Consider the following 20,035-nt stretch of genomic DNA (forward strand, 5'->3'; position numbering starts at 1 on the left):
AACCTGACGACCGTTAGGTGATCAACCGTTGCGCCACACAAAGCGCGGCAAGAGACGGCAGGGTCAGAAGATCCTTGGTGCGCTGCACGCGATCCTCGGTGTAATAACCCGTTTCATGCAGAATGTTCACCGTTGCGGCCAGTGTTCCACCAATCACGATGGGCAGGTTGATCACCGACTGACAGCCCAGCGTATTGATCAACTCATAGTCGGGGAAAACCTGCGCAATATCCTCGATGGTATTGGCAACAAAACATTCGTGCTGGTCATGCACGATGGAAAACCAGCTGTTGCGGGTGATTGGTTTGGTGCCCGAGGTCGGGTAATTTTCCGGGTCACTGGTATAAGTGCGCTGTGCCAGCTCTGTCGCCATATCAACCGTCATCACCGTAAACAGCTTGGCCCCGACCAGCTCTTTGGTCAGCTCACTCAGCGCATCATAGGCTTGTTGGGCTGTTTTTGCGGATGAAAGGGCCAGTTCAAACCGGGCCTGTGCAGTGTTATTGGTCATACAATATTTCCCTGAAAAGTAGGGCGACCTTTGCCGCAACGCGACCGCTGATCAAGCGGCATCTCCGTTAGTACCAATATTCCAGTTTCACGGATTTTTTTCCACAATACTGAAATCCCCTATTTGGGAATCAAATCCGTTATGCTAGATAATATTCCACGGATAAGGAGTTCACCGCATGACCACCGCTTTTCTGACCGACATCTCGAACACGCTGGCGCAGATCGAAGCCGAGGGGCTGACCAAGCGCGAGCGAATGATCACCTCGCCTCAGGGCGGTGAGATCATGGTGGGCGAGCACAAGGTGATCAACCTGTGCGCCAACAACTATCTGGGGTTGGCGGATCATCCTGATCTGATCTCCGCCGCTAAAAACGTGATGGATGACAAGGGCTTTGGCATGGCCTCGGTCCGGTTCATCTGTGGCACTCAGGATATCCACCGCGCGTTGGAGCAACGGCTGGCCAAGTTTCTGGGCAAGGATGATTCGATCCTGTTTGCCGCCTGTTTCGACGCCAATGGCGGGCTGTTTGAACCTCTGCTCGGACCCGAGGACGCCATTATCTCGGACAGTTTGAACCATGCCTCGATCATCGATGGCATCCGCCTGTGCAAGGCCAAGCGTTATCGTTACCTGAACAGCGATATGAAGGATCTTGAGGCCTGGCTGAAACAGGCGCGCGAGGACGGGGCGCGCCATATCATGATTGCCACCGACGGCGTGTTCTCGATGGATGGCTATCTGGCCAAACTGCCGGAAATCCGCGCACTGGCGGATAAATACGACGCGGTGCTGATGGTGGACGACTGCCACGCCACCGGGTTCATGGGCCCCAACGGTGCAGGAACGCCGGATCACTTTGGCATTGATGTGGACATCGTCACCGGAACACTGGGCAAAGCATTGGGAGGGGCCATCGGCGGTTATATCGCCGGGCCGCAGCCAGTGATCGACCTGCTGCGGCAGCGGGCGCGGCCCTATTTGTTCTCTAATTCGCTGCCGCCCTCTATTGTTGCTGCCGGGCTGGAAGCCATCCGGCTGGTCGAACGGGGCGCAGATCTGCGCGCACAACTGTTTGAGAACACCAAATTCTGGCGCGCCGGCCTGGACGCGCTAGGTTTTGACCTGCTGCCGGGCGAACATCCAATTGTGCCGGTGATGCTGGGTGAGGCGCAGCTGGCGCAGGATATGGCGTCGCGGCTGTTCGACGAAGGCGTCTATGTCTCGGGGTTCTTCTTTCCGGTGGTGCCGCGTGGCAAGGCCCGCATCCGGACCCAGATGAATGCGGCGCTGACCCGGGATGAGCTGCAACACGCGCTGGCCGCCTTTGGCAAGGTGGGCAAAGATCTGGGGATCCTCAAATGAGCAAGCCAAACACCATGAAGGCGCTGGAAAAATCCCACCCCAAGGAAGGCCTGTGGATGACCCGCGCGCCGGTGCCGGACATCGGCCCGGATGATGTGCTGATCAAGATCAACAAAACCGGCATCTGCGGCACCGATGTGCATATCTGGAACTGGGACGCCTGGGCGGCAAAGACGGTGCCGGTGCCGCTGATCACCGGTCACGAATTCGCCGGCACGATTGTCGAGCTGGGCCGCAACGTGACCGACCTGAAGATTGGCCAGCGCTGCAGTGGCGAGGGCCACCTGATCGGCCACCAATCGCGCCAGTCCCGGGCCGGCAAGTTCCATCTTGATCCCGAGACCCGCGGGATCGGCGTCAATGAACAGGGGGCCTTTGCACAATATCTGCGGCTGCCGGCGTTCAATGTGGTGCCACTGCCCGACGCGATTTCAGACGATATCGGCGCCATCCTCGACCCGCTTGGCAACGCAGTTCACACCGCGCTCAGCTTTGATCTGGTGGGCGAGGACGTGCTGATCACCGGCGCCGGCCCCATCGGTATCATGGCCGCTGCGGTGGCGCGGCACGTCGGCGCACGGCATGTGGCGATTACCGATGTGAACCCGGACCGGCTGGCGCTGGCGGAAAAGGTCGCCAATGTGCGTCCGGTGAATGTCGCCAAGGAAGATCTGAACGATGTGATTGCAGAACTGGGCATGTCGCAGGGGTTTGACGTCGGGCTGGAGATGTCCGGCAATCAGGCGGCGCTGGACCAGATGATCGAGGCGCTGGTGATGGGCGGTCACATTGCAATGCTGGGTATCCCGCCGGGTAAATCACCGGTGGACTGGAGCCGCATCGTGTTCAAGGCGATCACCATCAAAGGCGTCTACGGGCGGGAAATTTTTGAGACCTGGTACAAGATGATCGCAATGCTGCAAAACGGGTTGGACGTCAGCGGTGTCATCACCCACCGGTTTGGCGTCGATGACTTTGAGCAGGGCTTTGCTGCGATGAAGTCCGGGCAAAGTGGCAAAGTTGTCCTTGATTGGACATAATCATCGGGCCGCTGAATTAACGTAGAATTGGTCGCTCACCACAGTTAAAATCATGGCTGGGGGCCAACACTACCTTTTGAATTGGCAAAAGATCCTAAAAAATCACATATAAAAAATGGCCCTCCAGCCACGAGACTTCGATAACACGAAAAAGTCAAAAATGCATAAATATGTGAAAAATCCGTGCGTTATTCGCTCATTCAGGCAAAAGAGCAACACGTCCCGTTTCGCTGAGAACCCAGACATCCTGACCTTCGAACACCGCAGCCGTCAACGGGCGACCGTATCCTGCGCCTGAATCCAAATTGACCCGGTTTCCATGATGCTCAGGCTGAGGCACCTGCGTATGACCATGCACCACCAGCCAGGGATGCGGATCAGGGTAGCTCAGGAACTCCTCGCGGATCCAGATCTTGTCCTCGATGTCCTGATCTTTGAGCGCCACACCGGGACGAATCCCGGCGTGAATAAACAGCAAGTCACCCTCTTGATGATGACTTGGCAGCGCCGCCATAAAATCAATGTGGCTTTGCGGCACCGCCGCCTGCGCACGCTCATGGACACTATAGGTGCGGTCGCCCTCGACAACGTCAACCCCGTAGGACGCCAGCGTTTCCACCCCGCCAATACGCGCATGCAGCCAGTGGAAACCAACCAGTAGCTGCGAATCGGTGCGCGGGTAATCCTCCAGGAACATCGCGAACATCCGGTCATGGTTGCCCATCAGGGTGACCCAATTGCGGCCCTCGGCTTGTCCCCGCTGCAACAGATCAATCACACCGCGGCTGTCCGGGCCACGGTCGGTGTAATCACCGAGAAAAACGATGCGGGCATCAGGGCCACCATCCGCCTCGATACGCCCCAGTGCCGCCTCCAGCATCTCGAGCTGACCGTGAATATCGCCGATGGCGTAAATGGGAGAGGTCATAGGTGGTCCTGTTGCTGTTTCATCTATGCCGGGGTGTTAGGCCCGTTTATCGTTGATCTCGCAGGTGACGGTCACATTGCGGCTTTGGAACAACAGCGCGTCGAGCCTGCCGGAAGTCGGACAATCGGTTTTTGCTAAGTGTCGCCCAACATCTGGGGGACCATGTCTCTCACCTATTGCTCAACCAATGCGATTTGCCATTATCGCATAGCAACAGGACATCGAGGGAACTGCAAGAGTGAGTCCCGTAAAAAGGGAACCGCCACGGCGGCGATTCCCTCATATTGTTAGTGAAATGGCCTATGCTTAGCTGACATCAAACTCCAGCGGTTTGATCTGGGTAAAGTAACCCGTCTCGGCCAGTTTGGCACGAGCATCGGCAGGCACTTGGTTATCCACATACAGCAGGGCGATCGCTTCGCCGCCTGCAGCGGTACGGCCCAGCGTGAAGTTGGCAATATTGACGCCGCTTTCCCCCATAGTCTGGCCCAGAGTACCAATAATGCCGGGGACATCTTCGTTGGTGGTATACAGCATATGGGCGCCGACCTCGGCGTCGATGTTGATGCCTTTGATCTGGATGAACCGCGGCTTGCCATCGCTGAACACGGTGCCCGCAACCGAGCGTTCACGCTTGTCGGTCACCACGGTCACCTTGATGTAGCCATCAAACGAACCGGATTTGTCCTGATTGGTGGTGGAAATCTGGATGCCGCGCTCTTTCGCGACAACCGGAGCCGAAACCATGTTCACGTCCGGGTTGGCGCGTTTCATGATACCGGCCACAACCGAACAGTTCAGCGCCGCCAGGTTCATTTCCGAGGCAACACCGTCATACAGGATGTTGATCGCCTTGATCGGCTCATCGGTCATCTGCCCGGTAAAGCTGCCCAAGTGGTCGGCCAATTTGATCCAGGGGCCCATGATCTTGGCTTCTTCGGCCGTCACCGAGGGCATGTTGAGCGCATTTTCTACGGCACCGGTCAGCAGATAATTCGACATCTGTTCAGCCACTTGCAGGGCAACGTTTTCCTGTGCTTCCGAGGTGGCAGCACCCAGGTGCGGGGTGCAGACCACGTTGGGCAGGTTGAACAGCGCGTTTTCCTTGGCGGGCTCGTTCACGAACACGTCAAAAGCCGCACCTGCGATATGGCCGGATTTCAACAGATCAGCCAGCGCCTCTTCGTCCACCAGACCACCACGGGCACAGTTGATGATGCGGACACCCTTTTTGGTCTTGGCCAGGTTTTCGCGCGACAGAATATTGCGGGTCTGGTCGGTCAGTGGCACATGCAGGGTGATAAAATCGGCGCGTGCCAGCAGCGCATCCAGTTCAACCTTTTCAACGCCCATCTTGTCGGCTTTCTCTTCGCCCAAGTAGGGGTCATAGGCGACAACCTTCATTTTCAGACCATGCGCACGGTCGCAAACGATGCCACCAATGTTGCCGGCGCCGATGACGCCCAGCACCTTGTTGGTCAGCTCGGTGCCCATGAACTTGGATTTTTCCCACTTGCCTGCATGGGTCGAGGTGCTGGCCTCGGGGATCTGGCGGGCGACGGCGAACATCATGGCGATGGCGTGCTCGGCGGTGGTGATCATATTGCCGAACGGTGTGTTCATCACGATCACACCTTTTTTCGAGGCGGCTTCCTTGTCGATGTTATCAGTGCCGATACCGGCGCGGGCGATAACTTTGAGCTTGGTGGCGGCCTCAAGGATGGTTGGTGTCACTTTGGTCGCCGAGCGGATCGCCAGACCATCGTATTGACCGATCACTGCGGCCAGCCTGTCTTTGTCCTTGCCCAGGTCAGGCATGAAGTCGACGTCGATGCCGCGATCGCGAAAGATCTGCACGGCGGTCTCAGAGAGTTTGTCGGATACGAGTACTTTGGGAGCCATGGTTTTGGTCCTTTTGAATTCTTTGGAGCGAGGAGTGGTGCGTGGAACCACGCACCCTACACTGACATGAGGGGGGCTTAGGCCGCCTGAGCGGCGATTTCGGCGTCAAATGCCCAGGCCAGCCAAGGCAGCATGGCCTGAATGTCCGAGGTCTCAACCGTACCGCCACACCAGATCCGCAGACCGGCAGGCGCATCGCGGTAAGCACCGATGTCCAGCGCGATATTCTCCGCTTCCAGACGTTTGGCCACCGCCTTGGCAAAGGCAGCACCGTCCTGGATGCGGCTATCGGTGAACCTCAGGCAGACCGAGGTGTTTGAACGGGTCGCGTCATCCTCGGCCAGATTGGCAATCCAGCTGTTGGCGTCACAGAAATCAAACACCGCCTGGGCGTTGGCGTCGGCACGGGCGATCATCCCCTGCAGACCACCAACCGATTGCGCCCAGTCCAGCGCAAACAGGTAGTCTTCGACCGCCAGCATCGAGGGCGTGTTGATGGTGGCACCGGTAAAGATGCCCTCGATCAGCTTACCGCCTTTGGTCAGGCGGAATATCTTGGGCAGCGGCCAGGCCGGGGTGTAGCTTTCCAGACGGGCAACAGCGCGGGGGGAAAGAACGATAATGCCGTGCGCCGCTTCGCCGCCCAGAACTTTTTGCCAGCTGAAAGTGGTCACATCCAGCTTGTCCCAGGGCAGATCCATCGCAAAGACGGCCGAGGTCGCATCACAGATGGTCAGGCCCGCGCGGTCGGTGGCGATCCAGTCACCATTGGGCACCCGCACACCCGAGGTGGTGCCGTTCCAGGTGAACACAACGTCATTGGCAAAATCAACCGAGGCCAGATCAACGATCTGACCATAGTCAGCGATCTTCGCTTGGGCGTCGATCTTCAGCTGCTTGACCACATCGGTGACCCAGCCGGCGCCAAAGCTTTCCCAGGCCAGCATTTCAACTTTGCGCTCACCCAGCAGCGACCACAGAGCCATTTCAACAGCCCCGGTGTCCGAGGCAGGGACGATACCGATGCGGTAATCAGCTGGGATGCCCAGAACCTCGCGGGTGCCTTCGATGGCCTGCTTCAGCTTGGCCTTGCCGACAGCTGCGCGGTGACTGCGACCCAGGGGGGCGTCGGCCAGCTTGGACAGTTCGAATGTGGGGGGTTTGGCACAGGGGCCCGAGGAAAAACGCGGATTGGCCGGCCGCGTGGCCGGTTGCTGAGTAGCCATTGATGCTATCCTTACAGATAAGTGCCCTTCGTTGGGGAAGGGTGTCCCACCGCCAGAGCTAGGGTGCTGCGGCGCGGCGCGCAACAGGAAAAGCGACATATTACGGCTATCCTTCGATGAATTGCGACGCAAAGGGACTACGATCGGAAACACGCAGCATGCGACAGTCCTCTCCTTTTCAACGCAGATCACAGATTTCGGGGCTGTCACATACAGCCGGGATTGGTGGGGTGCCATTTTGAATTTTTCATGCAACTCTACCTTAGATTTAATCTACTGGAGGGATTACATGTTACGTATTTCTTTGGCCCTATTGTGGGCCTTTACCTGGGCAAGTACGGCTCAGGCCTTTTGCGGCTTTTATGTCGCCAAGGCAGATGGCTCGCTTTATAATCAATCGTCGAAAGTTGTTTTTGTACGCGATGGCAACCGGTCGGTGATCACTATGTCATCCGACTATCGCGGGGTTGCCAAAGATTTCGCCATCATCATCCCCACCCCCAAGGTTCTGAAACGCGAACAGGTCGGTATGGTCGCACCAGAGACCATCACGCATCTGGACAGCTACACTGCGCCACGGCTGGTGGAATAAAACGATTATGACCCCTGCACGGGCGGCAATATCGAGTATTCGGTCGAACCCGTTGTCATCGAGGAAGCCGCTGGCGGTTTGTTTCGTCCCAGACAGGAACCGATCTATCGTCGCGCTGATGCCTTGGGCATCAAGATCAAAGGCAAGTTTGCGGTTGGCACCTATGACATCCTGATTCTTGCAGCAGGGCAATCAGACGGGCTGTCCGAATTCTTGACCGGCGAGGGCTACAAGCTACCCGACGGAGCTGAGGCCGTGCTGGGCGGATACATCAAGGCTGGCATGAAATTCTTTGTCGCCAGGGTGAACCTGGAGCGCCACAAAGCCAGCGAAGTGAAGGAACTACCGCCTCTGCAAATCAGCTTTCGCGCGCGCAAGTTCATGCTGCCCATTCAACTGGGAAAACTGAACAGCAGCGGCGCGCAGGATGCTCTGTTCTTTATGCTGACCCGCAAGGGGCGGGTAGAAACAGCGAATTACCCGGTCAATATGCTGCCCAGCAATTTTGACATCCCGTCGTTTGTCGAAAAGGATTTTGGCGGTTTTTACAAAGCCCTATTCGCCAAGACTGCACCGAACTGGGGTGGTATTGTGACGGAATATGCCTGGGACATGCAGTGGTGCGACCCCTGCGCCGCCGACCCTCTTAGCCGCGCTGAGCTGGAAGAGCTGGGCGTCCACTGGCTGAAGAATGGTGATAACCCGGCCAAGGACGTCTATGTCACCCGGCTGCACGCCCGATACACCAAAGGGCAGATGCAAAAGGACATCGCGTTCCGCGTCACCAACAACCGAGAGAATTTTCAGGGGCGCTACGTGATGAACCACCCTTTCGTCGGCGATGTCAGCTGTGACGCTGGTGAAAAATATGTCGAAAGGCTGCGATTGCGCCTGCGCAAAGAGGCGGTCCAGCTGTCCGATGTTACAGGCTGGCCCGCGCGCGATGTTGAACGAAAGGTCCGCGCCACAGTACCAAAGGGTTATTGGTAATAGCACCAGTTTTCTGGCAACCAGAGACTGCACGCAATGGCATTGCAAACAGCCACTGCCGCGTGGTCTGTGTGGGTAAGGGATTTGCAAGCGGGTGTTTTGGGATGAGCAGACTGGCAATGGTGACCTACTCGGTTGCGCTGATGCTGATGATGGGCTGGCTACTGATAGTGGGTCAGTCGATTCTCCTGCCTGTTCTGGTGGGGATCATCGCGGTCTACATCCTGACCACGGCTGCCGAGGCACTGGTGCGGGTGCCGGTGCTGGGCGCGCTGCCACGCCGCTGGCGTCGGTTTCTGGTCCTGCTGGCCTTTGCCGCTGCTGTCCTGGTGCTGGCCGCCTTTATCACCTCAAACGCCGCAGCAATTTCTGCTGCAATCCCGGGATATGCTGAAAACTTTGACGTGTTGCAGGCAAAGTTTGTGACCCTGATCGGAGTACACGAGTTGCCCAGCTGGGCCAATCTGGGCGAACGAGTGCTGGATCTTATTGATGCCACAACCCTGATGCCAACGGCGATCGCCACCATCAGCAACGGTGGCACCGTGATCGTTGCGGCGGCCTTGTACGCAGTGTTCATCCTGGCCGAGCTGGACAACCTGCCAAACAAGACACGCCGCGCGATGGGCGACCACAAGCAGGCCGCGCACACATTGGAGATGGCGCGCCAGATCAACGAAAAGATCGGTGGCTATCTGGCAGCCAAGACACTGGTCAATGTGATCCTAGCCTTTGTATCTTATGCGATCCTGCTGTTGCTCGGCATCGAACAGGCGGCCTTTTGGGCCATCCTGATCGGGTTGCTGAACTACATTCCCTATATCGGGTCGATCATTGCGGTGATGTTTCCAGTGACCATGAGCCTGGTTCAGTTCGCCTCGTTCTCACACGCCGCCATAGCGCTGGTGACACTGATGATCCCGCAGATTGCGGTGGGCTATTACATCGAGCCGAAATTCCTTGGCCGGTCGGTCAACCTCAGCCCATTTACGGTATTGTTGTCACTGGCAATCTGGACCGCGCTATGGGGGTTGATGGGGGCGATATTGGCAATTCCACTGACTGCAATGGTGATGATCATCCTCGCCGAGATCCCCAATACCCGCTTTATCGCCGTGATGATGTCTGAAACGGGCGATCTGTAACAGCGCGCTTGGGGCTAGCCCACACCGGCTGGCGTGGCTATTAGGGGCGTAATCGCGCCCACGTCCATTTGGAGCCAACAGATGTTTACTGTCACCCTTCTTTGTAGTCCCGCCGACCCATCACTGGACCCGGCGCTGGTTGATTCGCTGCGCAATGCCTGGGGCGGCAATGATGCCACCTGGCTTGCCCCGGACGAGGCGGCCGAGTTTGCAGTGGACATCCGACCCGACAATCAATGGGACGTTTGGGCCGACTTGCAGGGCATGGGCGTGGATCTGGTAATCCAACAGACCAAGGGGCGGCGCAAAAAGATGCTGCTGGCTGATATGGACAGCACCATGATCCAGCAAGAATGCATTGACGAGCTGGCCGAAGAGGCCGGTGTGGGTGCCCGCGTCAAGGACATCACTGCCCGCGCCATGAACGGCGAGCTGGATTTTGACGGCGCGCTGACCGAACGGGTTGGCCTGCTGAAGGGCCTGCCCGAAAGCGTCATTGCCAAGGTTCTCGACGAGCGCATCACCCTGATGCCCGGCGGTGCTGCCCTGTTGGCGACAATGAAGGCAGACGGCGCCTATGCGGCGCTGGTGTCGGGAGGTTTCACCGCCTTCACCACCAAGGTTGCGGCCGAACTTGGCTTTGACGAAAACCGGGCCAATATGCTGCATGTGGCCGACGGCAAACTGACGGGTGAGGCGGGACGGCCCATACTGGGACGCCAGGCCAAGGTCGAGGCGCTGGAACAGATCACCGCCAAGCTGGGCATCACCGAGGCGGATGTGATGGCGGTTGGCGACGGGGCCAATGATCTGGGCATGTTAAAACGCGCAGGGGCCGGGGTTGCGCTGCACGCCAAGCCCTCGGTTGCAGCCGAATGTGACATTCGCATCAATCATGGTGACCTGACCGCCCTGCTGTTTGTGCAGGGCTACAGCCGCGACGAATTCAAAGGGTAATCTATGCTGGAAGTGGGTTTTGAGACCCTGCTGCTGTTACTGGCGGCGGGGTTTGTTGCGGGGTTCATGGATGCCGTTGCCGGTGGTGGAGGCCTGATCACGGTGCCGATACTGATGTTGGCGGGGGCCAATCCGCTGACGGCACTGGCCACCAATAAGATCCAGGGTCTGTTCGGCGCGGGGACCGCGACACTGACCTATGCGCGTGGCGGTCATGTCAATCTGCGCCAACAAGGCGGCTCGGCACTGATTGCCTTTGCCGCCTCCATCGCCGGGGCGTTGCTGGTTTCGATGCTGCCCACCGGTTGGATCCGAATGATCTTGCCGGTACTGCTGATTGGCATCGCGGTGTTTTTTGCCACCAAAAAGGGGCTGGGGGACACCGACCGGCATCGGCGAATGACCCCGGTTCTGTTTGCCGCGACCATGGTGCCCCTGTGCGGCGCCTATGACGGGCTGCTGGGGCCGGGTGCGGGCAGTTTCTACATGATCGCCTTTATCACGATGGCGGGCTACGGCGTTCTAAAGGCCACTGCCCACACCAAGCTGCTGAACTTTGCCTCAAATGCCGGCGCGTTGCTGGCCTTTGCCTTTGTGGCAACGCCGTGGTGGATCACCGGGCTGGCGATGGGAGTGGCGCAAATTGCCGGTGCCTATGCAGGCGCGCAAATGGCCCAGAAACAGGGGGCGCGATTGATCAAGCCGCTGCTGGTGGTCACCTCGGTGTCGCTGGCGCTGAAACTGCTGTGGGACATGATCTGAGCCGTTCGGGCGACCACCCCCCCCTCCTCGAAACACTTAACACTTGCCTTAATTAACACATAAGTTAATAATGATATCATGACACCGCTTCTAAAATCATTTTCCGCACTGGCTGACGAGGTCCGCATGTCGATTGTGAACCAGTTGATGGACCACGGCGAATTACCGGCGGGGGATCTGGTGCGCGGCTCGGGGCTCACCGCGCCGGCCATTTCGCGACATTTAAAGGTCCTGCGCGAGGCCGGTTTGATAGAGCAGCGCGCCGTGGGCACCCGGCGGCTGTATTCCGCCCGCCCCGAAGGGCTGCAGTTGATCGCCACCTGGACCAAATCAAAGCGCGAATTTTGGGACACCAGCCTGCACCGGCTGGAGACCGCGCTGATGGAGGACGATATATGACCGACCTACGGCTGGAACGCGATTTCTCAGTTAGCCCCGAACGGTTGTTCCACTGGCTGACGACGCCGGAAAAATTGCTAAAATGGTGGGGCCCCGAGGGCATGCATGTGCCCGAACATGATCTTGACCTCAGCCGCACCGGGCCGTGGTTTTCGATCATGCGCAATGATGAGGGTCAGCAATTCAAAGTCTCGGGCCATGTCACCCATGTGGACGCGCCAAAATCGGTTGGCTTTACTTGGGGCTGGCATGACGACGATGACCAACGCGGCACCGAAAGCCATGTGACCTTTACCGTGGTTGCCAGCACTTCGGGCGCGCGCCTTCTTGTCGATCACCGCGCGTTGGACGACAGCGCGCAAAGCGCCCGGCACGAGGCAGGCTGGACATCCTCGCTGCGCAAACTCGCGGCAAATATCACCTAATCACCCCGGCACTTTAACCCGTTTCATTTTTACACAAGGATACTCGCAATGGCCCAGTTCATTTTCGCCTATCATGGTGGCAAGAAACCCGACACTCCCGAAGACGGCGCCAAGGTCATGCAGGCCTGGAAAGACTGGATGGGATCGATGGGAGACGCCCTGATCGTGCCAGGCGCACCGGTTGGCATGTCAAAAACCGTCAGTGCCAGTGGTATTGCGGACGATGGCGGCGCCAACCCGCTGGCTGGTTATTCGGTGGTCGAGGCCGCCAGTATCGATGCCGCCAGCGAAATGGCCAAAGGCTGCCCTATGGTCGTCGATGGCGATGGTTCGGTTGAAGTGGCCGAAATTCTGGAAATGTAGTATCTTGCCCGGCCTATTGGCCGGGCAGTACAGACACTCAGAACAGCAATTCAGCGGCTGGCCGAACCACACCGCAGTTGATATCGCGACGGTTCAGTAGCGGTGCATTCATGTACTTCACCGTCTCGGGATGATTGGCATCCAGAACGCCCAGTGACACCAGAATGGCGGCAATCGCGCATTCACTAGCGCGGGTCGCACCATCTGCGATTTTCAGGGCGATACCCATGCGTTTCTCTGGGATGATGGCGATATAGAACCCTTCAGCCCCAGTCTTGATCGCAACCTTACCGCCCATGGCACGCATCAGGTTGGTACAAGCCTTACCCTCGCCGGCCACCAGATCAGGGTGCTGCGTCATCGCCGCCACCAATTGCTGACCCGCAAGCGAAGCCCGATCCGAACGGTCCGAGGCGGATGCAAACCAGGCCATTGACCGCGCCATACCCGTTACCGTGGTGGCAAAGTTCGGGGCCGAACATCCATCAATGCCATAACAGGGACTATCCTGACCTGTGGTCTCTTCAAACGCCGTCAAACCCGCCTGCTGCACCGGGTGGTCCAGCTCGACATACTCTGGCCCCGCCCCCATGTGCTTGGCCAGGGTCAGGAAACCAGCGTGTTTACCAGAACAATTGTTATGCACCTGACAGGGGCTGGTATCCGTCTTGATCAGGTCATTGCGCGCAGGGATATCACTGGGCAGTTGCGGACCACAGCGGAAATCACCATCACTCAACCCCAGTTGCGACAGCCATGCGTTGACCCTGCTGGTGTGGATCGCAGCCCCATTGTGCGACGCACAGGCCAAAGCCAACTGCTCACTGGTCAGGCCAAATTTTTCAGCCGCCCCCGAGGTGATCAACGGCAGCGCCTGGATCATCTTAGAGGAACTGCGCGGATAGATCACCGCGTCCGGATCGCCCCAGCTGCGGACCACCTGACCGCTGTCGTCACAGACAACCGCATGCCCCAGATGAAGGCTCTCGAGCAACTGGCCACGCCAGATTTCAGCCATCGGAACCGGATTTGTCATGCTATTAGCCCTTTTTCTTGGCGATTTCCTGCCAATCGCACTTTCTCCAGTGGTGCTAATGTCGTTAGTGTGGTTGTGTCAACATGCGAGAGGAATTGGCCTAGACGGTGGCGAACACTGCAGGCTCTCTGGCGTTATTGAGGTTATGACAGTCTTGGAGTCGGGACAAATGGCATCGAAATTTGCCCATGCAATCGTGAGCCTGTGTCTGGCCGGTATCATCGCCACCACAGCAAATGCACAACAAAACCAAAGCACCAACCGCGTTGCCGCCAACGTGGCCTGGAGTGTGTTTCAAGGGAATGATCCTGTCGAATGCTGGGCCGTCTCAGCCCCGGAAGAATCAGTCAACACGCGCGATGGTCGGGTTGTTGCCGTGCGTCGCAGCGAAATTCAGCTGTTTGTTTTCTACCGCCCTGACGGCGACGCAAGCGGACAGGTAACCTTTACCGGCGGCTATCCATTTGCTCCGGGGTCCACAGTGAACATGAAAGTTGGCGAGTCCGAGTTTGAACTGTTCACCGATGACGAATGGGCTTGGCCTGCAACTGCCGCCGACGATGCCAAGATTATTACCGCGATGAAGCGTGGAGCAAAGGCGATTCTGACCGCCCGGTCCGCCCGCGGCACCCAGACGCAAGACAGCTTTTCCTTGCTGGGCTTTACCGCCTCAATCGAAGACGCTGACAAGCGTTGCACTAAGTAAGAAAACACTGAGTTCCGGTATCACAAAGGTTCCGGAACTTCGGCCAATGCGTTCTCTCAAAATGTCGCATTGGTAACGACTTTGGCCAAAAACTTTTGATCTTGGCGAAAACTCCTATATAGAGCTGCATCCACTCTCTTAGCTCCGAGTCCAAAGCCATGACAGCCGACACACCGATCACCCAAGACGTTTTAACCTTGCCCCGCAAGCTGCCCGAGGGCGGTAAGATCAATCTTGTCGGCCAGACGCGCGAACAATTGCGGGCGACACTGATTCAACTTGGCACCGCCGAGAAGCAAGCCAAAATGCGGGTCGGCCAGATCTGGCAGTGGATCTATCAGTGGGGCAAACGCGACTTTGCCGAGATGACCAACCTGTCCAAAACCCTGCGCGCCGACCTGGCCGAGCACTGTGTCATTGAAATCCCAAAGGTGATCACCAGACAGGTATCTCAGGACGGCACCCGCAAATATCTGGTTCGCATCGCCGGCGGTCACGAGGTCGAGGTGGTCTATATCCCCGAAACAGATCGCGGCACCCTGTGCATCTCGTCTCAGGTGGGCTGCACCCTGACCTGTTCGTTCTGTCACACCGGCACCCAGAAACTGGTCCGCAACCTGACATCCGCCGAGATCATCGGCCAGGTGATGATGGCACGCGACGATCTGGACGAATGGCCGGTGCCCGGCACCCGCTCGGATGACCGCACCCGGCGGCTGTCAAATATCGTGCTGATGGGCATGGGTGAGCCACTGTATAACTTTGAAAACGTCCGCGACGCGATGAAGATCGCAATGGACCCCGAGGGCATTCAACTCAGCCGCCGCCGCATTACCCTGTCGACCTCCGGCGTCGTCCCCGAGATTGCCCGTACAGCGGAAGAAATCGGCTGCATGCTGGCGATCTCGTTCCACGCCACCACCGATGAGGTACGCGACAAGCTGGTGCCGATCAACAAACGCTGGAATCTGGAGAAATTGCTGCAGGCCCTGCGGGACTATCCACGGGTTGCCAATTCTGAGCGTATCACCTTTGAATATGTGATGCTGGACCACGTCAATGACAGCAAGGAAGACGCCCATCGTCTGGTCGAGCTGATCAAGGGTATCCCGGCCAAGATCAACCTGATCCCGTTCAACGAATGGCCCGGAGCTCCGTACAAGCGCAGCTCGGGCAACCGCATCCACGCCTTTGCGGATATCATCCACGAGGCGGGCTATGCCTCGCCGATCCGCAAACCGCGCGGCGAAGACATCATGGCGGCCTGTGGTCAGTTGAAATCCGCCACTGAACGCGCCCGCAAGAGCCGCAAGCAGATCGAAGCCGAGGCGAACATTTCCTCCTGACCCGACTGTCAGCCCCACTCGGTCTAATGGCCGGGTGGGGCAAAATTGCCGCAACACCTTCGTGCCCATAAGGCAGGCCGCCACAATGCGCCTCAAAATTTCCTCAATTCCGGTACAGTTCTGACATGTCGAACAATCAGTTTCCATTCTGAGAACAATCAGAAACAGGAGATCTGACAATGACACAGGCAGATATTGGCGGCAGCATGATCGAGGATGGCGTTCTAAACCTGATCCGCGGTGAGCGGGAAAAAGCACTGAGTGCGCGGGAATGGAAATTCCGCCTGAAGGGCTACGGATATGCGATCAAAGACGTGCGCGGCGCACAGGTATTGACCAGCCTGCCCCAGGGCGTTGAACTGGGCGTGCTGCCGACAGACATGGCCTAACCCACCCAGTTCATATCTTTAATTATACTCTATCGCAGGGGCGGATTATTTCTCCCGCCCGGGAAGATTATCGCGCGGCGGCGCCGGCTCCCAGTTTTCAATGAGCTCCATCGCCTCTTGCGCGGTATCAACAAAGCGGAACAAATCAAGATCCTGATCCGAAATAGTGCCGGCATCTGCCAGCGCATCCCAGTTGATGACCGTTTCCCAGAACGCCTTGCCAAACAGCAGGAACGGCACCCGCTCCATCCGGCCCGTCTGGATCAGGGTCAGGCTCTCAAACATTTCATCCATGGTGCCAAAACCACCGGGGAACACGCAGATCGCCCGCGCCCGCATCAGGAAATGCATCTTTCGGATCGCAAAATAGTGGAAGTTAAAGCTGAGATCCGGGGTCACATATTCGTTCGGGGCCTGTTCATGCGGCAAGACAATGCTCAACCCAATCGACGCCCCGCCCGCATCCATCGCCCCACGATTGCCGGCCTCCATCACGCCGGGACCACCGCCAGTGACAATCACGTGCTGACGGCCGCCGGTCTCGATCGACTTCAACGTCATCAAGCGGGCGAACTCACGCGCCTCGTCATAATATTTCGACAAATCTGCCAGAGTTTGAGTGCGCGCTTGGTCCTTATGCGCGGGGTCCGGAATACGAGCGCCGCCAAACAATACGATGGTGCTTTCAATACCGCGTTCGTCCAGCAACAATTGCGGTTTCAGCAGTTCCAGCTGTAACCGCACCGGGCGCAATTCGTCACGGCAGAGGAAATCCTCATCGGCAAAGGCCAGGCGATAGGCCGGGGAATCACTCTGAGGTGTCGAAGGCACATGTTCGGCCTGATCCCGGTCGGAATGGGCATCGCGAAATCGGCTGTGGCGGTCATCACTCATTTTGGGATCCTGCTTGCGTGTTTTATTTCAGCCTATAAGGTCAACCGCCGCAACACTAGATAAAGGCGCGTAAGATGGGTTGGAAAAGCGACATTGAAGCCGCTGCTGAACGGATTAGTGGCCATATTCAGGTCACGCCGGTGCTGCAAGTTCAGGGATTTGGACTGAACGCCGCGGTTGAGCTGAAACTGGAGCACATGCAGCACACCGGTAGTTTCAAGGCGCGCGGAGCCTTTAACACCCTGCTCAGCCAGCAGGTGCCGGCGGCGGGGCTGGTGGCTGCATCCGGCGGCAACCACGGTGCTGCGGTGGGTTATGCGGCACATAAGCTGGGGCACCGGGCGCGGATCTACGTGCCTGAAATGGCCGGTCCTGCCAAAATCGCCCTCATCCGCGACTCGGGCGCAGACCTGCAAGTGGTTTCCGGGGCCTATGCCAATGCCCTTGAACTGGCGCAACACTACGAAGCCGAGACCGGGGCCATGCAGGTGCACGCCTATGACGCCGCCGCCACCGTCAGCGGCCAGGGCACATGTTTCGCCGAATGGCAGCAGCAGGGATTGCAGGCTGATACTCTGCTGATTGCGGTTGGTGGGGGTGGCTTGATCGCTGGCGCCATGGCCTGGTTTGACGGCGGCAAAAAGATCGTCGCAGTGGAACCGGAAACCTCCTGCGCTCTGAACGCTGCCCTTCAGAGCCAACACCCGGTTGATGTCGAGGTCTCGGGCGTTGCCGCCAATGCGCTGGGGGCCAAACGGGTCGGCAATATCTGTTTCGAGCTGGCCACATCGCAAAACACCACATCTGTCACGGTCACAGACAGGGCGATCACCACCGCCCAGAAAGCCCTGTGGATGCAGCATCGGATTCTGGTCGAACCGGCAGGGGCCACCGCACTGGCAGCGCTGATATCCGGCGCCTACCGCCCCGCAGCGGGTGAACGCGTTGCCGTGCTGATTTGTGGCGGCAATATAGCGCCAAATCCGCTGGGATAGCTCTTGCGGGCCACTGATTTGAATTTTATCTATTATCTATGACAGCCACAATCGCCGATTTCATCTATCACAGCCTCAGCGAACGCATCGTTGCAGGTGATCTTCCCGCCGGAGAGAAACTCCGTCAGGACCATATCGCACGGGAGTTTGACACCAGCCATGTGCCAGTGCGTGAGGCCCTGCTGCGGCTCGAGGCACATGGGCTGGCGCAGTCCATTCCAAGGCGCGGCACAAGGGTCACCGCCCAGGACCCAGGCGAAATTCACGAAGTCATCGAAATGCGGATCTCTCTCGAGATCCTCGCCCTCACCCATGCCATCGCAAACCTAAGCCAGCAGGATCTGGATGCAGCTGAAGCGGCCCGCATTGCCTGTGACGCTGCTGATGACATGGCGGTCTGGGAAAAGCTGAACCGCGGGTTTCACCGGGTGATTCTAACCCCCTGTGCGATGCCACGGCTACTGGCCGCGATCGACGATCTTCACATTGCCTCTGCCCGTCATCTGTTCGCCAACTGGCAGCACCGGTGGAGCCGCCGCACAGACAAGGATCACGCCGCAATCGTTCAAGCCATGCTGCGCCGCGATGCCGCAGCGGCCTGTGAGATTCTGCGTCGTCACCTCCGACGGGTGCGCTGATCTTTGCGCTGCCTTAATTCTGACAATACCATTAGCCACTGTAAATGCATGTCAATTTGAGGCGTTCAACATGTATTACTTTAATTTCACGATCCCCAACTTTTCTACCTCACAGGTCACAGGTGCTGAAACAGGTCCGCGAACCTGTGAGAGAACGCTGATAAGCACCCTGCAAACCGGCCTGACGGCAGCGGCATTCACTTGCAGTGCCGTCAAACCAGAAAACCAGGCCCCTCAATTTGGTGCCCTGAAAAACGGCACCACCTACCATATCGGGGGCCAGTTCAATACTGAGGCAAACTTCTGCAGGGTAATTGTCTTTGTGAAACATAAACGAAGCCTTACGGAAAAACTGCTCGGCCTGAACAAACTGGCACCGCAGAACTACATCGAGAAAACACTTCGCGAGATGATCAGGGCACTGCCGGATGTCTCCGACCTGCAAGAATCTCAGAGTTTCGGGGAAATTGAGGTCGAGAACGGCACATTCGTTGAAATCTGGCGATGACCTGAGCAGGAATTGCCGCTATGAAAGCCCGAACCATTACGTTTTCGGAGCTTAACATATGTCCAACGCCCAGCTGGAAACCGCCATCGAAGCCGCCTGGGAGGTCCGCGACAGCATCACTCCCGCCGCTACCGGAGAGGCCCGTGAGGCCATTCAAGACACGCTAAATGCGTTGGATTCAGGCAGCCTGCGGGTCGCCGAAAAACTGGAAAATGGCGACTGGCACGTAAACCAGTGGGCTAAAAAAGCCGTTCTGCTGGGCTTTCGCATCAAAGATATGGAAATGCAATCTGGCGGCCCACAGGGCAGCGGCTGGTGGGACAAGGTCGACAGCAAATTTAAGGGCTGGGGCGAAGACCAATGGAAAGCAGCAGGGTTCCGCGCTGTTCCCAACGCCATCGTTCGCAAATCCGCCTTTGTCGCCCCCGGTGTGGTGCTGATGCCGTCCTTTATTAACTTAGGCGCCTATGTCGACGAAGGCACCATGGTTGACACCTGGGCCACGGTTGGATCCTGCGCTCAGATTGGTAAGAACGTACACCTGTCCGGCGGCGTTGGTATTGGCGGCGTGTTGGAACCGATGCAGGCCGGTCCAACCATCATCGAAGACAACTGCTTTATCGGCGCCCGTTCAGAAGTCGTCGAAGGCTGCATCATCCGCGAAGGTGCCGTGCTTGGCATGGGGGTCTACATAGGTCAGTCCACCAAAATTGTTGACCGCGAAACTGGTGAAGTCATGTACGGAGAAGTGCCGCCTTACTCGGTGGTTGTGTCCGGCTCAATGCCATCGAAAAATGGTGTCAGCCTGTACTGCGCGGTGATTGTGAAACGCGTTGATGCTAAAACACGCTCCAAGACTGCCATCAATGAGCTTCTGCGCGACTGATTCACCTCCGGTGGCTGGGGCTTTGCCCCAG

At 57.8% G+C, this 20,035-nt stretch carries 21 protein-coding genes and 1 pseudogene; 16 read left to right on the plus strand and 6 right to left on the minus strand.

Annotated features, from left to right (window positions below; genetic code table 11):
• Positions 1-13 precede the first annotated feature (13 nt).
• Positions 14-511 carry a GAF domain-containing protein gene (locus QPJ95_RS07190; protein ID WP_270917572.1) on the minus strand — a complete coding sequence of 166 codons (498 nt, stop codon included), beginning with the start codon at positions 509-511 and terminating at the stop codon, positions 14-16.
• Between the two features lie 178 nt (positions 512-689).
• Between QPJ95_RS07190 and QPJ95_RS07195 the strand changes: the two genes are divergently transcribed.
• Both QPJ95_RS07195 and tdh read left to right on the plus strand, forming a co-directional pair.
• On the plus strand, positions 690-1,877 hold the full coding sequence (locus QPJ95_RS07195; RefSeq protein ID WP_270917571.1) for a glycine C-acetyltransferase: 1,188 nt from the start codon (positions 690-692) through the stop codon (positions 1,875-1,877).
• Positions 1,874-2,917: an L-threonine 3-dehydrogenase gene (gene tdh / locus QPJ95_RS07200; RefSeq protein ID WP_270917570.1), complete on the plus strand. Its 1,044-nt coding sequence runs from the start codon at positions 1,874-1,876 to the stop codon at positions 2,915-2,917. The genes QPJ95_RS07195 and tdh overlap by 4 nt, the downstream gene beginning before the upstream one ends.
• Positions 2,918-3,113: 196 nt before the next feature.
• On the opposite strand, the gene QPJ95_RS07205 is transcribed toward tdh, so the two are convergent.
• The 3 genes from QPJ95_RS07205 to QPJ95_RS07215 all read right to left on the minus strand — a co-directional run bounded on the left by QPJ95_RS07205 (position 3,114) and on the right by QPJ95_RS07215 (position 6,973).
• On the minus strand, positions 3,114-3,845 hold the full coding sequence (locus tag QPJ95_RS07205; RefSeq protein ID WP_270917569.1) for a metallophosphoesterase family protein: 732 nt from the start codon (positions 3,843-3,845) through the stop codon (positions 3,114-3,116).
• 306 nt (positions 3,846-4,151) lie between these two features.
• Positions 4,152-5,747, minus strand: coding sequence for a phosphoglycerate dehydrogenase (gene serA, locus QPJ95_RS07210; protein WP_270917568.1), 1,596 nt, complete (start codon positions 5,745-5,747; stop codon positions 4,152-4,154).
• A gap of 77 nt (positions 5,748-5,824) precedes the next feature.
• Entirely contained in the window at positions 5,825-6,973 is a 1,149-nt protein-coding gene (locus tag QPJ95_RS07215; protein ID WP_270917567.1) for a phosphoserine transaminase, read from the minus strand.
• Positions 6,974-7,262: 289 nt separating this feature from the next.
• Between QPJ95_RS07215 and QPJ95_RS07220 the strand changes: the two are divergent.
• The 7 genes and pseudogenes from QPJ95_RS07220 (at position 7,263) to QPJ95_RS07250 (ending at position 12,606) form a co-directional block, all read left to right on the plus strand.
• Positions 7,263-8,555, plus strand: a pseudogene (locus tag QPJ95_RS07220) (DUF2330 domain-containing protein).
• A gap of 104 nt (positions 8,556-8,659) precedes the next feature.
• Positions 8,660-9,700, plus strand: coding sequence for an AI-2E family transporter (locus QPJ95_RS07225; protein WP_270917566.1), 1,041 nt, complete (start codon positions 8,660-8,662; stop codon positions 9,698-9,700).
• An 81-nt stretch (positions 9,701-9,781) separates the two neighbouring features.
• Positions 9,782-10,657 carry a phosphoserine phosphatase SerB gene (gene serB / locus QPJ95_RS07230; protein ID WP_270917565.1) on the plus strand — a complete coding sequence of 292 codons (876 nt, stop codon included), beginning with the start codon at positions 9,782-9,784 and terminating at the stop codon, positions 10,655-10,657.
• 3 nt (positions 10,658-10,660) lie between these two features.
• Positions 10,661-11,419, plus strand: coding sequence for a TSUP family transporter (locus QPJ95_RS07235; RefSeq protein ID WP_270917564.1), 759 nt, complete (start codon positions 10,661-10,663; stop codon positions 11,417-11,419).
• A gap of 78 nt (positions 11,420-11,497) precedes the next feature.
• Positions 11,498-11,818 (plus strand): ArsR/SmtB family transcription factor, encoded by a 321-nt coding sequence (locus QPJ95_RS07240; protein ID WP_270917563.1) that lies wholly within the window; start codon positions 11,498-11,500, stop codon positions 11,816-11,818.
• On the plus strand, positions 11,815-12,243 hold the full coding sequence (locus QPJ95_RS07245) for an SRPBCC family protein (protein WP_270917562.1): 429 nt from the start codon (positions 11,815-11,817) through the stop codon (positions 12,241-12,243). Before QPJ95_RS07240 ends, QPJ95_RS07245 begins: the two co-directional genes overlap by 4 nt.
• A gap of 48 nt (positions 12,244-12,291) precedes the next feature.
• The gene (locus tag QPJ95_RS07250) at positions 12,292-12,606 is read left to right on the plus strand and encodes a YciI family protein (protein ID WP_270917561.1); all 315 of its coding nucleotides are present in this window, start codon (positions 12,292-12,294) and stop codon (positions 12,604-12,606) included.
• Between the two features lie 37 nt (positions 12,607-12,643).
• Here QPJ95_RS07250 and QPJ95_RS07255 read toward each other — a convergent pair whose 3' ends face one another.
• Positions 12,644-13,642 carry an asparaginase gene (locus QPJ95_RS07255; protein WP_270917560.1) on the minus strand — a complete coding sequence of 333 codons (999 nt, stop codon included), beginning with the start codon at positions 13,640-13,642 and terminating at the stop codon, positions 12,644-12,646.
• Positions 13,643-13,811: 169 nt separating this feature from the next.
• Here QPJ95_RS07255 and QPJ95_RS07260 point away from each other — a divergent pair, with 169 nt between their 5' ends.
• The 3 genes from QPJ95_RS07260 to QPJ95_RS07270 all read left to right on the plus strand — a co-directional run bounded on the left by QPJ95_RS07260 (position 13,812) and on the right by QPJ95_RS07270 (position 16,083).
• The gene (locus QPJ95_RS07260) at positions 13,812-14,348 is read left to right on the plus strand and encodes an invasion associated locus B family protein (protein ID WP_270917559.1); all 537 of its coding nucleotides are present in this window, start codon (positions 13,812-13,814) and stop codon (positions 14,346-14,348) included.
• Between the two features lie 158 nt (positions 14,349-14,506).
• Positions 14,507-15,694, plus strand: a complete 1,188-nt coding sequence (gene rlmN / locus QPJ95_RS07265) for a 23S rRNA (adenine(2503)-C(2))-methyltransferase RlmN (RefSeq protein ID WP_270917558.1) — start codon at positions 14,507-14,509, stop codon at positions 15,692-15,694.
• 179 nt (positions 15,695-15,873) lie between these two features.
• Positions 15,874-16,083 carry a hypothetical protein gene (locus QPJ95_RS07270; RefSeq protein ID WP_270917557.1) on the plus strand — a complete coding sequence of 70 codons (210 nt, stop codon included), beginning with the start codon at positions 15,874-15,876 and terminating at the stop codon, positions 16,081-16,083.
• 45 nt (positions 16,084-16,128) lie between these two features.
• Here the strand turns inward: QPJ95_RS07270 and QPJ95_RS07275 are convergent, their stop codons facing one another.
• On the minus strand, positions 16,129-16,977 hold the full coding sequence (locus QPJ95_RS07275; protein ID WP_270917556.1) for an LOG family protein: 849 nt from the start codon (positions 16,975-16,977) through the stop codon (positions 16,129-16,131).
• 74 nt (positions 16,978-17,051) lie between these two features.
• On the opposite strand from QPJ95_RS07275, the gene QPJ95_RS07280 reads away from it, so the two are divergent.
• The 4 genes from QPJ95_RS07280 to dapD all read left to right on the plus strand — a co-directional run bounded on the left by QPJ95_RS07280 (position 17,052) and on the right by dapD (position 20,004).
• Entirely contained in the window at positions 17,052-17,972 is a 921-nt protein-coding gene (locus QPJ95_RS07280) for a threonine/serine dehydratase (protein ID WP_270917555.1), read from the plus strand.
• 38 nt (positions 17,973-18,010) lie between these two features.
• Entirely contained in the window at positions 18,011-18,610 is a 600-nt protein-coding gene (locus QPJ95_RS07285) for a GntR family transcriptional regulator (RefSeq protein WP_270917554.1), read from the plus strand.
• A 70-nt stretch (positions 18,611-18,680) separates the two neighbouring features.
• Positions 18,681-19,118, plus strand: a complete 438-nt coding sequence (locus tag QPJ95_RS07290; protein WP_270917553.1) for a hypothetical protein — start codon at positions 18,681-18,683, stop codon at positions 19,116-19,118.
• Between the two features lie 58 nt (positions 19,119-19,176).
• Entirely contained in the window at positions 19,177-20,004 is an 828-nt protein-coding gene (gene dapD, locus QPJ95_RS07295) for a 2,3,4,5-tetrahydropyridine-2,6-dicarboxylate N-succinyltransferase (RefSeq protein WP_270917552.1), read from the plus strand.
• Positions 20,005-20,035: the final 31 nt, after the last annotated feature.

This window comes from Parasedimentitalea psychrophila (assembly GCF_030285785.1).
Classification (GTDB): Bacteria; Pseudomonadota; Alphaproteobacteria; order Rhodobacterales; family Rhodobacteraceae; genus Parasedimentitalea; species Parasedimentitalea psychrophila.

Bases quoted from the DNA above. Each gene is read 5' to 3' on its own strand.
- QPJ95_RS07190 (WP_270917572.1), bottom strand. From the start codon at position 511: ATGACCAATAACACTGCACAGGCCCGGTTTGAACTGGCCCTTTCATCC.
- QPJ95_RS07195 (WP_270917571.1), top strand. From the start codon at position 690: ATGACCACCGCTTTTCTGACCGACATCTCGAACACGCTGGCGCAGATC.
- tdh (WP_270917570.1), top strand. From the start codon at position 1,874: ATGAGCAAGCCAAACACCATGAAGGCGCTGGAAAAATCCCACCCCAAG.
- QPJ95_RS07205 (WP_270917569.1), bottom strand. From the start codon at position 3,845: ATGACCTCTCCCATTTACGCCATCGGCGATATTCACGGTCAGCTCGAG.
- serA (WP_270917568.1), bottom strand. From the start codon at position 5,747: ATGGCTCCCAAAGTACTCGTATCCGACAAACTCTCTGAGACCGCCGTG.
- QPJ95_RS07215 (WP_270917567.1), bottom strand. From the start codon at position 6,973: ATGGCTACTCAGCAACCGGCCACGCGGCCGGCCAATCCGCGTTTTTCC.
- QPJ95_RS07225 (WP_270917566.1), top strand. From the start codon at position 8,660: ATGAGCAGACTGGCAATGGTGACCTACTCGGTTGCGCTGATGCTGATG.
- serB (WP_270917565.1), top strand. From the start codon at position 9,782: ATGTTTACTGTCACCCTTCTTTGTAGTCCCGCCGACCCATCACTGGAC.
- QPJ95_RS07235 (WP_270917564.1), top strand. From the start codon at position 10,661: ATGCTGGAAGTGGGTTTTGAGACCCTGCTGCTGTTACTGGCGGCGGGG.
- QPJ95_RS07240 (WP_270917563.1), top strand. From the start codon at position 11,498: ATGACACCGCTTCTAAAATCATTTTCCGCACTGGCTGACGAGGTCCGC.
- QPJ95_RS07245 (WP_270917562.1), top strand. From the start codon at position 11,815: ATGACCGACCTACGGCTGGAACGCGATTTCTCAGTTAGCCCCGAACGG.
- QPJ95_RS07250 (WP_270917561.1), top strand. From the start codon at position 12,292: ATGGCCCAGTTCATTTTCGCCTATCATGGTGGCAAGAAACCCGACACT.
- QPJ95_RS07255 (WP_270917560.1), bottom strand. From the start codon at position 13,642: ATGACAAATCCGGTTCCGATGGCTGAAATCTGGCGTGGCCAGTTGCTC.
- QPJ95_RS07260 (WP_270917559.1), top strand. From the start codon at position 13,812: ATGGCATCGAAATTTGCCCATGCAATCGTGAGCCTGTGTCTGGCCGGT.
- rlmN (WP_270917558.1), top strand. From the start codon at position 14,507: ATGACAGCCGACACACCGATCACCCAAGACGTTTTAACCTTGCCCCGC.
- QPJ95_RS07270 (WP_270917557.1), top strand. From the start codon at position 15,874: ATGACACAGGCAGATATTGGCGGCAGCATGATCGAGGATGGCGTTCTA.
- QPJ95_RS07275 (WP_270917556.1), bottom strand. From the start codon at position 16,977: ATGAGTGATGACCGCCACAGCCGATTTCGCGATGCCCATTCCGACCGG.
- QPJ95_RS07280 (WP_270917555.1), top strand. From the start codon at position 17,052: ATGGGTTGGAAAAGCGACATTGAAGCCGCTGCTGAACGGATTAGTGGC.
- QPJ95_RS07285 (WP_270917554.1), top strand. From the start codon at position 18,011: ATGACAGCCACAATCGCCGATTTCATCTATCACAGCCTCAGCGAACGC.
- QPJ95_RS07290 (WP_270917553.1), top strand. From the start codon at position 18,681: ATGTATTACTTTAATTTCACGATCCCCAACTTTTCTACCTCACAGGTC.
- dapD (WP_270917552.1), top strand. From the start codon at position 19,177: ATGTCCAACGCCCAGCTGGAAACCGCCATCGAAGCCGCCTGGGAGGTC.